The sequence below is a fragment of the Geodermatophilus siccatus genome (assembly GCF_900103785.1).
In the GTDB taxonomy this organism is placed as follows: domain Bacteria; phylum Actinomycetota; class Actinomycetes; order Mycobacteriales; family Geodermatophilaceae; genus Geodermatophilus; species Geodermatophilus siccatus.
The window spans coordinates 462,180-476,083 of sequence record NZ_FNHE01000003.1 but is presented as its reverse complement, the minus strand read 5'-3'; the positions used below and the strand labels follow the sequence as shown (position 1 = coordinate 476,083).

Here is a 13,904-nt window from a genome sequence, read left to right as displayed (position 1 = left end):
GCGAGTCTGTCAGGCTGCCCGGGTGGCGGTGCTGGGTGTCGACGGGTGGCGCGGCGCCTGGGTCGGCGCCCGGCTGGACGGCCGGACGGTGGAGCTGCTGGCGCTGCCCGATGCGGCCGCCGTCCTCGCCGTGCCGGACGTCGAGGTGGTCGGCATCGACATGCCGATCGGTCTGTCCGACACCGGGGTGCGGGCCTGCGACGTCGAGGCGCGGCAGCGGCTGGGGCGGGCGGGCAGCTCGGTCTTCCCCGCGCCGGTGCGGGCCGTCCTGCGTGCCCGCGACCACGCCGAGGCGCGGCAGCTGTCGGTCGCGGCGACGGGCGGCCGCTCGCTGTCGGCGCAGTCCTTCCAGCTGGTCGCGGCGATCCGGGGCCTGGACGAGGCGCTCGGCGACCCGCCGGTCGAGCGCGTCGTCGAGGTGCACCCGGAGTTGGCCTTCCGCGCGCTGGACCAGCGGGTGTGCGACCCCAAGTCGAGCGTGCGCGGGCAGGCGCAGCGGATCCGGGCGCTGCAGCCGCTGATGGACATCCTCGACGCGCTCGCGGGCGCCCCGCCGCGGGTGCCGGCCGTGGACGCGCTCGACGCCTGCGCCGCCGCGTGGTCGGCCCGGCGGATCGCCGACGGCACCGCGGAGTGCGTCGGTGACGGCGCGACCGACGCCCGCGGCCGGCCGATGCGCATCTGCTGGTGAGGTCCGTCCCGAGCCTTCACCGGGTCCCACGTGAGGCCCCGTCCGGAGGCTCGCCGCGGCCCCGTCCAGGGCACCGCCCCGAGCTCGCGAAGGGTGGGGAGGACGGGGTCCTTCCACGGTGAGGAGGACGGGGTCCTCAGGTCACCCGGCGGACGACGGGCAGCGGCAGCACCCGCAGCAGCCCGGCGATCGGACGCCAGGGCCACTCGGGGACGTAGGCGCGCACCGGCTCCCGCTCGACGGCCGCGGTGAGCGCGTCGACGCCGGTGTCGACGTCGACGGTGAACGGGCCGCGGCGGCCGACGTTGATGTCGGTGGCGATGTAGCCCGGCAGGATCGTCGAGACGGCGATCGGCGTCCCGTGCACCTCCGAGCGGATCCCCTCGGCGAGGGAGTTCAGCGCCGCCTTGCTGGCGCCGTACGCCGTCCGGGTGCCGCGCATGCCCCGGACGGAGGCCACCGAGGAGACCACGACGAGGTGACCGGACCCCTGGGCGCGGAAGAGCTCGACCGCCGCCTCGCACTGGGCGTGGGTGCCGAGCACGTTGGTGGCCAGGACGGCCCGGTTGGTCGCCGCCGCACCGGTGCCGATGGGGACCCCGTTGCCGATGCCGGCGTTGGCGATCACGCGGTCCAGGCCGCCGAGCCGTTCGGCCAGCGCGGGCACGACCGTGGCGACCGAGTCGGCGTCGTCGACGTCCATCGCCGCGACCTCGACCCGGATGCCGGGGTGGGCGGCGAGCAGCTCGCGCTGCAGGGCCTCGAGGCGGTCGGACCTGCGGGCGACGAGCGCCAGGTCGCGGCCCATCGCGGCGAAGCGGCGGGCCATGCCCTCGCCGAGGCCGGAGCTGGCGCCGGAGATCAGGATGCGCTGGCGGAGGGGGTGCGGCACCCGCTGAGGATGCCGCACCCCTCCGCGCCGCTTCAGCGGCGGCCGGTCAGCTCGAGGGCGTCGGCCGGCACGGAGTCCATGTCGGGCCCGGAGAGCCGGGTCCGCTTGAGCTCCCAGAAGTCGGGGAGGTTGGCCAGCAGGACGGCGCCGTCGAAGGCCTTGCCGGCGGCCTCACCGGTGGGCACCTTGCTGATGACCGGGCCGAAGAACGCCACGCCGTCGATGTGCATGACCGGGGTCCCGACGTCGTCGCCGACCGGGTCCATGCCCGCGTGGTGGCTCTTCTCGAGGGCCTCGTCGTACTCGGTGGAGGTGGCGGCCTCGGCCAGCGAGGCCGGCAGGCCGACGCGCTCCAGCGCGGGGGCGATCAGCTCGTCGAGCTCCACGCCCTCGTGGTGGCGCAGCGTCCCCATGGCCGTGTAGAGGTCGCCGAGGACCTCGTCGCCGTGCTGCTGCGCCGCGGCGATCGCGACCCGCACCGGGCCGATCGCCTTCTCCATCATGCGCTGGTACTCCTCCGGCAGGTCCCGGCCGCGGTTGAGCACCGCCAGGGACATGACGTGCCAGTGCAGGTCGATGTCGCGGACCTTCCCGGCCTCCAGCACCCAGCGGCTGGTCAACCACGCCCACGGGCACAACGGGTCGAACCAGAAGTCCACGCGGGCCTTCGTCGGCGCGCTCTGCACTGCCTCGGTCATGCGTTCCGCTCCTCGCGTCGTCCTGCCCGGCGGCGGTGCGCCGGGGTCGTCCCTGCCGGTGCCAAGCCGGGCCGGGGAGCCGTTGTTCCCGCGGTCGCCCGGGCGTGGCGTCCCCCGGTCCAGGTCGGGGGCGTGTCGGAGGGCCGTGGGAAGCTCCCCTGCGTGGCCGTACCCAACCTGACCCGCGATGACGCCGCCGCCCGCGCCCGACTGCTGGCGGTCGACAGCTACGACGTCCAGTTCGACCTGACCGACGGCGCCGGGCGTCCCGGCGAGCACACCTTCGGGTCGACGACGACGGTGCGGTTCACCTGCCGCGAGCCCGGGGCCGACACCTTCATCGACCTGGTCGCCGAGAAGGTCCGCTCCGCCACGCTGAACGGCGAGCCGCTGGACGTCTCCGCCTACACCGAGGAGGGCGGCCTGCCGCTGCCGGGCCTGGCCGCGGAGAACACCCTCGTCGTCGAGGCCGACTGCCGGTACTCCAACTCCGGCGAGGGGCTGCACCGCTTCGTCGACCCCGAGGACGGGCAGGTCTACCTCTACACGCACTTCGAGCCGGCCGAGGCCAAGCGGGTGTTCACCTGCTTCGACCAGCCCGACCTGAAGGCCACCTACACCGTGCACGTCACCGCGCCGTTCGACTGGCAGGTCGTCTCCAACACCGGCGAGCGCACCGTCGAGGGCGGCCCCGGCGGCTCCCAGCTGGTGCACTTCGCGCCGACGAAGCGGCTGTCGACCTACCTGCTCGCGCTCGTCGCCGGCCCCTACGCGAGGGTGACCGACTCCCACGAGGGCATCCCGCTGGGGCTGTACTGCCGCGCCTCGCTGGCCCAGCACCTCGACCCGGAGGAGCTGTTCCGGGTCACCAAGCAGGGCTTCGACTTCTACCACCGGGTCTTCGACTACCCGTACCCGTTCGACAAGTACGACCAGCTGTTCGTGCCGGAGTTCAACGCCGGGGCGATGGAGAACGCCGGCGCGGTGACCTTCCTGGAGGACTACGTCTTCCGGTCCAAGGCCACCCGGGCGCGCTACGAGCGGCGCGCGGAGACGGTGCTGCACGAGCTGGCGCACATGTGGTTCGGCGACCTGGTGACCATGCGCTGGTGGGACGACCTGTGGCTCAACGAGTCCTTCGCCACCTACATCTCCACGCTGTGCCAGGCCGAGGCCACCGAGTACACGACCGCGTGGACGACGTTCGCCAACACCGAGAAGGCGTGGGCCTATGCGCAGGACCAGCTGCCCTCGACCCACCCGATCGCCGCCGACATGGTCGACGTCGCCGCGGTCGAGGTGAACTTCGACGGCATCACCTACGCCAAGGGCGCCTCGGTGCTCAAGCAGCTGGTGGCCTACGTCGGCCGTGACGAGTTCCTGGCCGGGATTCGCCGCTACTTCCGCACCCACGAGTACGGCAACACCACGCTGGCCGACCTGCTCGGTCCCCTGGAGGAGAGCACGGGCCGCGACCTCACCGAGTGGGCGCGGCAGTGGCTGGAGACCAGCCAGGTGAACACGCTGCGACCGGTCCTCGAGCTGTCCGACGACGGCCGGTACGCCCGCGTCTCGATCCAGCAGACGGCGGTGCCCGAGCACCCGGTGCTGCGGCGGCACCGGCTGGCCGTGGGCCTCTACGACGAGGGGCCCGAGGGGCTGACGCGGCGCACGCGGGTGGAGCTGGACGTCGAGGGCGAGCTGACCGAGGTCCCCGAGCTCGCCGGCCACCCCGTGGCGGACCTGGTGCTGGTCAACGACGACGACCTGACCTACGCCAAGCTGCGGCTCGACGAGCGCTCGCTGGCCACCCTGCAGGAGTCGATCGGCGCCATCCCCGACCCCCTGCCGCGCGCGCTGTGCTGGTCGGCGGCCTGGGACATGACCCGGGACGCCGAGCTGCCGGCCCGCGACTGGGTGGCACTGGTGCTGGCCGGGGTGGACGCCGAGACCGAGATCAGCGTCGTCCAGTCGCTGCTGGCCCGGGTGCAGTCGGCGCTGACCAGCTACGCCGACCCGCGCTGGGCCGAGACCGGCTGGCGGGCCCTGGCCGACAAGGCGCTGGCCGCCCTCGAGGCCGCGGAGCCGGGCAGCGACACGCAGCTGCAGTGGTCGCGCACCTTCGCCGCCGCTGCCCGCACCGAGGAGCACGCCGCCGTGCTGCGCGGTCTGCTCGACGGCTCCCGGGTCGTCGAGGGGCTGCCGGTGGACGCCGACGCCCGCTGGGCCTTCCTGCACGGCCTGGTCGCCATCGGCGCGGCCGGGGACGCCGAGATCGCCGCCGAGGAGACGCGCGACGCCACGGCGACCGGGCAGCGGCGGGCCGCGACCGCGCGGGCGCTGCGGCCGACGGCGGAGGCCAAGGAGGAGACCTGGCAGCGGGCGTTCCACGACGACACCGTCCCCAACGCGGTGCACGAGGCGATGCTGCAGGGCTTCTGGCACCCGGCGCAGCGGGCGCTCACGGCCGGCTACGTCGACCGGTACTTCGCCGACATCCGCCCGCTGTGGGACCGGCGTCCCGGCGAGATCGCCAAGAACGCGGTGCAGTACCTGTTCCCGCCGGTGGTCGAGCTGCGGACGGTCCAGGCCGCCGACGCCTGGCTGGCCGACCCCGAGCACCCCGCGCCGCTGCGCCGGCTGGTCGCCGAGGGCCGCGACGGGATCGGCCGCTCGCTGCGCGCCCGCGAGCGGGACGCCGCCGAGAGCGACTGAGGGCGTCGAAGGCGTGAGGCCCAGGACCTGTCGGGTCCCGGGCCTCACGCGTTCGACGGCTGGTCGCCCAGCGGCCCCACCCTGAGCCTGCGGAGGTGGGGAGGAAGGGGGTCCTTCCTCAGTGGGTGCGCAGACCTCGCGGGTGACCGGCCTGGTCCGACAGCTGGCGCAGACCGTTGACGATGCCGCCCACCAGGTCGCCGGAGGCGAAGGCGTTGGTCATCGACAGCACCGCCAGCGCGCAGGCGCGGTCGGGCAGCCGGCGCGCGGCCGCGGCACCGGTGACGACCTCGACGACCCGCTGGCCGGGCGAGACCGCGATGAGCACCGAGTCGGGGAGGTCGGAGCCGGAGCGCTCGAAGAGCTCCTCGGCGCGGGCCCGGGTCTGGGGGCCGAGGTCACCGATGTAGAGGGTGAAGCGCAGCCCGGTCTCCCGGGAGGACATGGTCAGCGCCTCGTCGAGGCGCAGCAGCTCCTGGTAGCTGAAGATCGAGTCCGGGGCCTCGGCCTCGTCGGCGCGCGTCGCCATGGTGCCGGCGGACGTCGCGGTGTCGTGCGACGTGCCTTCGAGCACGCGGGTCATCTCCGGCCTCCGTGGGGGGTCTCAGGGGTGCTGCGGTGGACGCTCACGCCGGTCACCAGGTCCCGCGGGCGCCGCCGAACGGACGCGCCGCGGCCGCGGCGGAGGGCCCGGCCGCGAGGGCGCGCGCGCCGGTGGCGCCGTGCGAGTCGCCCCCGCCGTACCCGCCGGACTGGCCGGGGGCACCCGGGCCGTGCTGCTCGGGGTACATCGACGAGCCGAGCGCGGTGGTCCCGTCGCCGGGGACGCCGGCGGGGCCGTGCGCCTCGGTGGGGCCGTGGCCGCCACCACCGACCGGGTGCGGCTCGTACCAGACCGGCTCGTGGTCCCACGCCTGGCCGGGCTTGTAGCGCAGCTTCTTGCGCCGCCCGGGGACGAGGGTGAGCAGGGCCAGGACGGCTATCAGCGCCAGCGGGGCCACCGCGTAGACGAGGAGGGTCTCGACGACGGTCACGCCCCTCAACCTACCGGCACCCGCCGTTGCTCTCACGATCAGTCCCACGACGGCGGGTGGCGGTGCGCCCAGGGGTGGGCGGCCTCCAGCTGGGCGGCCAGCGCGAGCAGCGTGACCTCGTCCGCGGGCCGCCCGACGAGCATCGTCCCGACCGGCAGCCCGTCGTCGGTCCAGTGCAGCGGGACGCTGACCGCGGGCTGGCCGGTGACGTTGAAGACCGCGGTGAACGCGGCGTAGCGCTTCTGCCGCTCGAAGTCCGCGGCGCCGTCGCCGTCGGCGTCGAACCAGCCCAGCGGCCGCGGCGTCATCGTCGTGACCGGCGCGAGCAGGACGTCGTAGCGGTCGGTCGCGGTGACGAAGCGGCGGGCGAACAGCCGCAACGCGGTGAGCGCCTCCATGGCCTGCTGCGCCGACAGCGCCAGGCCGCGGGCCCGCAGCTCCCGGGTCAGCGGCCGCAGCTCGCCGACCCGCTCGGGCGGCACCGGCAGCAGCGTCCCGGACAGGGTCCACACCCGCTCGAAGGCGGTCAGGACGTCGGGGCCCAGCAGCCCGGGTGGCACGTCCTCCACCTCGTGGCCGAGCTCCTCGAGCAGCCGGGCGGCGTCGTCGAAGGCGGCCTGCACCGCCGGCTCCAGCCCGGCGTCGGCCATGGGCGACTCCAGGTACCGGCCGATCCGCAGCCGGCCGACCGGTCGGTCGGTGGCGCCGAGGAAGGTCTCGCCGGGCGGCAGCGGCGGCGCCCACGCCGGGTCCCCGGTCACCGGCCCGGCCATCGCGTCGAGCAGCGCCGCCGCGTCGCGCACGGTGCGGGCCAGCGGGCCGTTGGTGCCCAGCCCGGTGACGTCCCCGCCGAGGGGCGCGTTGCTCACCCGGCCGCGGGTGGGCTTGAGGCCGACCAGGCCGTTGATGCTGGCCGGGATGCGGATCGACCCGCCGCCGTCGCTGCCCTGCGCGACCGGCAGCATCCCGGCGGCCACGGCGACCGCCGCTCCCCCGCTGGAGCCGCCGGCCAGCCGGCCGGGGTCCCACGGGCAGCGGGCCGGGCCGACCAGCTCGTTGTCGGTGTAGCAGGGGAAGCCGAACTCGGGTGTGTTGGTCTTGCCGATGCTGATCGTCCCGGCCTCGGCCAGCCGGGTCACCACGGCGTCGTCGACGGTGGGCACGTTGTCGGCGAGGACGGTGCTGCCGAACGTCGTCCGGACGCCCGCGGTGTTGTTGAGGTCCTTGACCGCCGTCGGGACGCCGAGCAGCGGCGGCAGCTCACCGCCCTCGCGCAGCCGGCGCTCGGCGCGGCGGGCTCCGGCCAGCGCGCGCTCCGGGGTCACGGTGAGGAAGGCGCCGAGGCCGGCGTCGAGGGCCTCGACCCGGCGCAGCGCGTGCTCGACGAGCTCGGTGGGGCTCACCTCCCGCGACCGGACGGCGGCCGCCTGCTCCAGTGCGGTGAGGTCGTGCAGCTGGGTCACGGTCGGCGACGGTAGCGGCGACCGGTACACAGGACGGCGTGGACCTGACCCGGGCCGCCGCCGAGGCCCTCGACGCCGCCGACCCGCTGGCCGCCTTCCGGGACCGGTTCGCCGGTGCCGGGGAGGACGGGCTGCTCTACCTGGACGGCAACTCGCTGGGGCGGATGCCGGTGGAGACGCCGGCCGCGCTCGCGCGGGTGGTCGAGGAGGAGTGGGCGCGGGGCCTGGTGCGCTCGTGGTCGTCGTGGGTCGGCGCCGCCACGCGGGTCGGTGACCTGCTCGCCGAGGGCGTGCTCGGCGCGCGGCCCGGCGAGGTGCTGGTGGCCGACTCGACGACGGTCGACCTGTACAAGCTGCTGGTGGCCGCCGCGGACGCCCGGCCGGGCCGCGACGTGCTGGTCTGCTCCGCCGACGACTTCCCCACCGACCGCTACGTGGTCGCCGGGGTGGCGCAGGCGCGCGGGATGACCGTGCGCGAGGTGCCCGCCGACGCCGACGAGGGGTTGGACCCGGCGGTGCTGGCCACGGCGCTCGACGAGCGGGTCGCCGTCGTCGTCCTGTCGGCGGTCGCCTACCGCTCCGGGGCGCTGGCCGACGTCGCCGCGGTGACCCGGACGGCGCGGGAGGCCGGAGCGCTGGTGGTCTGGGACCTGTCGCACGCCGCGGGTGCGGTGCCGGTCGACCTGGCGGCCGACGGCGTCGACCTGGCGGTGGGCTGCACGTACAAGTACCTCAACGGCGGGCCGGGAGCCCCGGCCTTCCTCTACGTGCGCCGTGAGCTGCAGGAGCGGCTGCGGCAGCCGATCTGGGGCTGGTTCGGCCAGCGCGACCAGTTCGCCATGGGCCCGGCCTACGACCCGGTCCCGGGCGTCGAGCGCTTCGCCGTCGGTACGCCGCCGGTGCTCGCGCTCGCCGCGGTGGAGGTCGGCGCCCGGCTCGTGGCCGAGGCCGGGGTCGACCGGCTGGCGGCCAAGGGCCGGGCGCTCGGTGAGCTGGTCGTCGCCCTCGCCGACGCCTGGCTGGCGCCGCACGGCGTCGCGCTGGCCTCGCCCCGCGACCCGGCCCGCCGCGGCGCGCACGTGACGCTGGCCTCCCCGTCGGCCTGGCAGCTCACCCAGGCGCTGGTCGACCGGGGCGTCGTCCCCGACTTCCGGACGCCGGACCGCGTCCGGCTGGGCCCGGCGCCGCTGTACACCCGTTTCGTCGACGTCTGGGACGCGATGGCCTGCCTCCGCGACGTGCTGGCGAGCGGGGCGCACGAGGGGTACCCCGCCGAGCGCAGCCGGGTGACCTGAAGAGGGGCCCTCGTGCCCCCCACCACTCGCGAGCTCGCGGCGGGGCTCTGCACGAGGGCCGTTCCAGCACGTCGCCAGGGCGTCAGGACTCGGCGAAGACCACGAGGTTCTCGGTCGAGGCCCGGCCACCACCGCGCTGGAAGCAGGTGATGAGCACCAGCCGGCCCGGGTGGGCCTCCCACACCTCGGTGGCGCCGGGCAGCTCACCCTTGGCGTACCGCTCGGTGCGCTCGACGGTGTAGTCGACCGTGCCCTGCGGGGTGCTGACCTCGATGACGTCGCCGGCCCCGAGGGTGCTGCCGCCGCCGTCGGACTCCATCAGCGGGTCGAAGCCGTACTCGCCGGTGCCCGTCGAGTGGGCGGCGAGGTAGAGGGTGTTGTCGGCCTGCTCGGCGCTGCCGACCGGGTCGCCGTACGGGTCGAGCCAGTAGGCCGCGGTCAGCGTCGGCGGGTTGATCGTCCCGTTCCGCGGGCTCAGGGGCAGGACCGGCAGGTCCACGTCCAGCGCGGGGATGACCACGTGCACGTCGGACGAGGGCGTCGGCAGGGCGACCCCCTCCGGCGGCAGCGTGGGCTGCGCCTCCTCGACGTGCGGCGGAGCCGCGGTGGCCGCGGCCACCGGGTCGGGGGACCCGGTGGCCGCGGCCGGCTGCTCGCCGTCGGCCAGGCCGACGGCGAGCACCGTGCCCCCGGCGAAGCCGAGGGTGAGGACCGCCGCGACCGCGGCGGTGCGCCGACTCGGTCGGGTCAGGCGCACGTGCCGCCCTCGGCAGCCGGACGACGACGGGTGCGGGCGACGGCGACGCCGCCCACGCCCGCCAGGACGAGCATCCCGGCACCCGCGGCGATGGCGACGCTCCCGGTGGAGCCCGTCTCGACGGCCTCGACGCCGGTGTTGGAGCGGAGACCGGCGTTGACGACGGCGGGCGCGGCCGGGGTGGCCGGCGCCGCGGCCGGCGGGACGACCGCCGGGGCCTCCTCGGCGACGACGGTGATCTCGGCGTTGAGCACCGAGATGCCGCCGGAGGGGGTCTGCTGCGCGACCACGAGGGAGTAGGCGCCGGGGGCGGTGTCGTCCGGGATGACGACCGACGCCGTCGAGCCGTCGACCTGGGCGGTGAGCTCCACCGGGGCGGCAGCGGTCGGGAAGCCGCGGTTGTCGAGCTCCTGCAGGCCGACCAGCACACCGGCGAGGTCGCTGAGGCCCAGCTCGCGCAGGACGGAGCCCGCGGTCAGGTCGAGCGTGACGGCCGAGCCGACGGTCACCGGGGTCGGGAAGGGGCATCGCTCACCGGTGGTGATCCCGCAGGGGACCTGCGAGAAGGCGGCCAGCTCCGGGTGGACGGTCGCCGCGGCGGGCGCGGCGGCGTCGAAGCCGAGCTCGTAGAAGAGCGGGTCGTAGTAGGTGAGCGCCGGGCCGAAGGTGTCGGTGAGCGGCTGGAGGTACAGGACGGCGGCATCGCCGGCGGCGGGGTCGTCGGCCGGCAGGGCGACCGTGACGCTCCCGGTCCCCTGGCCGGTCACGGCGAGGAAGTCGGGGTCGGCCGGAGCCAGGCTGGAGGAGTACGTCGCCTCCGGGGTGCCGTCCCCGTCGTCGTCGAACACCAGCTCGGCCTCGACGGCGGAGTCGTCGAGGCCCGCGGGCACGTCCACGGTGATCGTGCCGCTGTACTGCACCGGCACCGGGGTGAAGATGCCGGCGCTCGAGTTCGTCGTCATCGGGTCCATGGGACCGCCGATGTTCTCCACCGGCACGGCGCTGAGGGCGACCTCGGAGGGCTCGAGCGGGATGACGACGCCGGTCGCGGCGACGGCGGGCGATGCGATCCCGACGAACAGCACGGCGGAACCGATGCCGACGAGGCCCAGGCGCTGCAGCGGCCGGCGGGACGGGGTGGGGCTGGACATGAGGGACACCTTCCGGCGACCGCAGCGCCCCGGCGGCGCTGGCTGCCGCGGAACGTAACGGCGCGTGTCAGGTCAGCTGCGTACCGAACACGCGACGCGGGTCACGTGGGGCAGCGTGTGACCGGAGTGTGACCTGGGACGCCGCACTCGTCGGCAGGAGCTGACGGACGAACGACGTCCCCATGGGTTGGCACCTGGCACTTCTCACCGGGGGAAACCTGCTCGCTTGTGGATTTTCCCTAGTCCTCGGCACGCGGGTCGCGCCTTGTGCGGAGGACGACCGCACCCACGCCCGCGAGCACCAGGAGGCCGGCGCCCGTGGCCAGTGCACCGGTCCGGGTCGCACCGGCCTCCGCCGCCTCGACACCGGTGTTCGACCGCAGCCCCACGTTCACCACGGCCACCGGGGGGGTCGGGGGCTGCTCCGCGGCAGGGGGGACGACGGCCGGCGCGGCCAGCACCTGCAGCTCGACGGTGGCGATGGTCACCGGCCCGCCGGAGGTGGGGTCGCCCAGCAGCACGGACAGGTAGTGGCGGCCGGGCCCGAGGTCGGCGGGGAGGGTCACCGTGGCGTCCCAGGGGCCGGCAGCGGCGTAGCGAGCCGGGTCGCCGCTGAGCGGGAGCGGCGCGTCGTGGGCCCCGGTGAGGTCCACGAGCGTCACCCCGGCGTCCTGGAGGGTGCCGTGGCCCAGGGCCCGCAGCTCCGACCCCGGCGGGACGGTGACGCGGAACGGCGTCCCGGCCGTGACCGTCGTCCCCGCGCAGCGGACCGCGGCCGTCGGGTCGCAGGGCTGGTCGGCCACCACGGTCACCTGCGGGTCGAGCTCCGCGGTGGGTGGGGCGGTGGGGTGCAGCTCGAGGAAGTAGGTGTCCGGGTGGACCGGGAAGCCGTCCTCGGAGGTGACCCCGGAGACGAGGAGCGCGCCGATCGGTCCGTTCGCCGGGTCGAGCGGCGGGAGCGCGATCGTGAACCGGCCGGAGCCGACGCGGCTCGCCACGAGCCCGTCGGGCCCCGGGGTGTCCGTCGAGAGCACCCGCGTCGGCGAGCCGCCGACCTCCGGGCCGAGCTCCAGCCGGGCGCCCAGGGTGGTGGCGTCGAGCCCGTCTGGGAGCTGCAGCACGACGGCGCCGCCCCAGGCCACCGGGACCGGTCCGGGGTCCTCGGCCGGGTCGGCCGCCGTGCCGAAGTTCTCGACGGCCTCGAGGACGATCGCGACGTCCGTCGGGTCCAGCGGGATGGTCGCGGGTCCCTCCGCACCGGCCGTCCCGGCGCCGAGGGCGGTCGAGGCCAGCACGGCCAGGCCGAGGACGCCGGTGCGCGCCGCGAGCCGACGGCGCCCCGGACCACGGGTGGGGACGAGCGGGGTCATCGAGGCGCCTCTCCGGTCCGGAGGCGCGCCGGCCGCGCCGTCCGGGGAGGCAACCTAGGGTGACCGCAACCTCGCGTTGTCGGACGACACGCCGAGCTGTGACGACGTGGGGCGTCTGAGGCGCCGATCCGGCCGGTCCCCGATCGGATCCCCCCGAGGGGTCAGCCGGGGTCCGGAGCCCCGATCGGGTTGGCCTCCGGCCAGACGCCCGCCGCCACGACGGCGCGGCGCACCGGCCCCAGCAGCTCGGCCAGCCGGTCGCAGCGCACGTCGCCGAGCGCCTGCCACGGGCCCAGCGCCAGCCGGTCGGTGTCGGCCTCGACCGCGGCGACGATCGCCGCGCCCTCAGCGGTGAGCTCCTCGCCGGCCAGCCAGCCGCGGGCGACGAGCTCGCCGGCGGCGGCGTCCCACGCGGCGACGTCCCACCCGCGGGCGCGCATGAGCCACTCCCGCGCCGTCCGGCCGGCCGCGGCGGCCAGCACGTGCGCGCCGACGCCGGAGATGCCCCGCTGCAGCAGGGCGGCGTTGTGCCCGTCCCCGCGGTGCTCGCGCAGGGTGGTGAGGGACTGCCAGGCCGCCAGGTGCGGCTCCGAGGGCAGCGGCAGCCCGGCGTTGGCCGCGGCGAGCGGCCGGCCGGGGGCGTCCACCGCCGCGGCCGCGACGGCGAGCTGCTCGGCGGCCTCCGCCGCGGCGGGCGAGCCGACCCACTCCTCCCCCACCACCCGGCGCACCGCGGCGTCCACCCCGACCAGCCGCGCCTCGAGCGCCGCGGCCGGGTCGATCACCCCCCACACCTCCGGCACGGACCGGGCCACGAACGCCGGCGCGAAGTTGTAGAAGGTGGCCGTCACGACCTCGGCCCCGACCGGGCCCAGCGGCGCGGCGCGCAGCGCGAAGTAGGTCCGCCAGAACCCGCGCAGCCCGGTCGCCTCCGCCGCCGACCGGCACTCGTCGGCGAAGTAGGTCAGCGCGTGGTACGGCTCCCCCAGCGCCCACAGCCGCCGCGCCGTCGCCGGTGACGTCATGGGAACGGCCCCCTGCAGGGCCCCGCCGCGAGCCTGCGAGCGGCGGGGGGCAGGGGGTCCTTCGAGGGGGCCTTCACGCCGACACGCTCTCCGGCATGCCGAGCCACTCGCGCCAGCGCGGGTCGACGGTGCGCGCACCGAGCAGCCGCCAGGCCGCGCCGCTCGGGGTCCGGGGCGGGTGCGGCAGCTTCCAGCCGAGCTCGGCCAGCGACCGGTCGGCCTTGGTGTGGTTGCAGCGCCGGCAGGCCGCGACGACGTTGTCCCAGGTGTGCGTGCCGCCACGGCTGCGGGGGACGACGTGGTCGATGCTCGTGGCCGAGCCGCCGCAGTAGACGCAGGTGGAGGCGTCGCGGTGGAACACCGCCCGCCGCGACAGCGGCACCTGCGCCGGGTAGGGCACCCGGACGTAGCGGGTCAGGCGCACCACCACGGGGACGGGCAGGACCACCGTCTCGGCGTGCACCTCCTCGGGCGCGCTGTGCACCGAGACCGCCTTGTCGGCGAGCACGAGGACGATGGCGCGCCGGCTGGAGACCACGCACAACGGCTCGTAGGTGGCGTTGAGCAACAGCGTCGCGGCGGCGGTGGACCGCGCCGGGACAGGCGTCATCGGATGGGAGTGGTGGTCGCGCCGCGGACCTGGATGGCCTGCGGACGACCCGGACGCGGTACGCGGCACGGGGCACCTCCGGCGCCCGGGGCCGCGCGCCGGGTGCAGTGCGACCCGTGGGCGTACCCATTCTGACCTGGGGAGCCGCTCCCGCGCTCCCGGGATGCGCTCAGCGGGCCCGAGGGGCCTCCCGGGCCGTCACT

Annotated in this window: 13 protein-coding genes; 3 read left to right on the top strand and 10 right to left on the bottom strand. The window is 75.9% G+C overall.

Annotated features, from left to right (window positions below):
• Positions 1-22 precede the first annotated feature (22 nt).
• Positions 23-691 carry a DUF429 domain-containing protein gene (locus BLS21_RS08205; protein ID WP_091216213.1) on the top strand — a complete coding sequence of 223 codons (669 nt, stop codon included), beginning with the start codon at positions 23-25 and terminating at the stop codon, positions 689-691.
• A 136-nt stretch (positions 692-827) separates the two neighbouring features.
• Here BLS21_RS08205 and BLS21_RS08200 read toward each other — a convergent pair whose 3' ends face one another.
• The gene (locus tag BLS21_RS08200; protein WP_091216210.1) at positions 828-1,583 is read right to left on the bottom strand and encodes an SDR family oxidoreductase; all 756 of its coding nucleotides are present in this window, start codon (positions 1,581-1,583) and stop codon (positions 828-830) included.
• A 32-nt stretch (positions 1,584-1,615) separates the two neighbouring features.
• Positions 1,616-2,281, bottom strand: coding sequence for a mycothiol-dependent nitroreductase Rv2466c family protein (locus tag BLS21_RS08195; protein ID WP_091216207.1), 666 nt, complete (start codon positions 2,279-2,281; stop codon positions 1,616-1,618).
• 162 nt (positions 2,282-2,443) lie between these two features.
• On the opposite strand from BLS21_RS08195, the gene pepN reads away from it, so the two are divergent.
• A complete protein-coding gene (gene pepN / locus BLS21_RS08190; protein ID WP_091216205.1) occupies positions 2,444-4,996 on the top strand; it encodes an aminopeptidase N in 2,553 nt (850 codons plus the stop codon).
• Between the two features lie 118 nt (positions 4,997-5,114).
• Here pepN and BLS21_RS08185 read toward each other — a convergent pair whose 3' ends face one another.
• The 3 genes from BLS21_RS08185 to BLS21_RS08175 are packed head-to-tail and all read right to left on the bottom strand — an operon-like array spanning position 5,115 to position 7,493.
• Positions 5,115-5,579: a DUF5130 family protein gene (locus BLS21_RS08185; protein WP_091216202.1), complete on the bottom strand. Its 465-nt coding sequence runs from the start codon at positions 5,577-5,579 to the stop codon at positions 5,115-5,117.
• 52 nt (positions 5,580-5,631) lie between these two features.
• Complete coding sequence (gene ctaJ, locus BLS21_RS08180; RefSeq protein WP_091216199.1) at positions 5,632-6,030, bottom strand: aa3-type cytochrome oxidase subunit CtaJ; 399 nt, start codon at positions 6,028-6,030, stop codon at positions 5,632-5,634.
• Between the two features lie 38 nt (positions 6,031-6,068).
• Complete coding sequence (locus tag BLS21_RS08175; protein ID WP_091216525.1) at positions 6,069-7,493, bottom strand: amidase; 1,425 nt, start codon at positions 7,491-7,493, stop codon at positions 6,069-6,071.
• Between the two features lie 38 nt (positions 7,494-7,531).
• On the opposite strand from BLS21_RS08175, the gene kynU reads away from it, so the two are divergent.
• The gene (gene kynU, locus BLS21_RS08170; RefSeq protein ID WP_091216194.1) at positions 7,532-8,788 is read left to right on the top strand and encodes a kynureninase; all 1,257 of its coding nucleotides are present in this window, start codon (positions 7,532-7,534) and stop codon (positions 8,786-8,788) included.
• Positions 8,789-8,870: 82 nt separating this feature from the next.
• On the opposite strand, the gene BLS21_RS08165 is transcribed toward kynU, so the two are convergent.
• The 5 genes from BLS21_RS08165 to BLS21_RS08145 all read right to left on the bottom strand — a co-directional run bounded on the left by BLS21_RS08165 (position 8,871) and on the right by BLS21_RS08145 (position 13,701).
• The gene (locus tag BLS21_RS08165) at positions 8,871-9,545 is read right to left on the bottom strand and encodes a class F sortase (RefSeq protein WP_091216191.1); all 675 of its coding nucleotides are present in this window, start codon (positions 9,543-9,545) and stop codon (positions 8,871-8,873) included.
• Positions 9,536-10,696, bottom strand: coding sequence for a hypothetical protein (locus BLS21_RS08160; protein WP_091216187.1), 1,161 nt, complete (start codon positions 10,694-10,696; stop codon positions 9,536-9,538). Before BLS21_RS08160 ends, BLS21_RS08165 begins: the two co-directional genes overlap by 10 nt.
• A gap of 239 nt (positions 10,697-10,935) precedes the next feature.
• Positions 10,936-12,066: a hypothetical protein gene (locus tag BLS21_RS08155; RefSeq protein ID WP_091216185.1), complete on the bottom strand. Its 1,131-nt coding sequence runs from the start codon at positions 12,064-12,066 to the stop codon at positions 10,936-10,938.
• Positions 12,067-12,227: 161 nt separating this feature from the next.
• Complete coding sequence (locus BLS21_RS25075) at positions 12,228-13,091, bottom strand: SCO6745 family protein (RefSeq protein WP_091216182.1); 864 nt, start codon at positions 13,089-13,091, stop codon at positions 12,228-12,230.
• 73 nt (positions 13,092-13,164) lie between these two features.
• A complete protein-coding gene (locus BLS21_RS08145; RefSeq protein WP_091216179.1) occupies positions 13,165-13,701 on the bottom strand; it encodes an HNH endonuclease in 537 nt (178 codons plus the stop codon).
• Positions 13,702-13,904 lie beyond the last annotated feature (203 nt).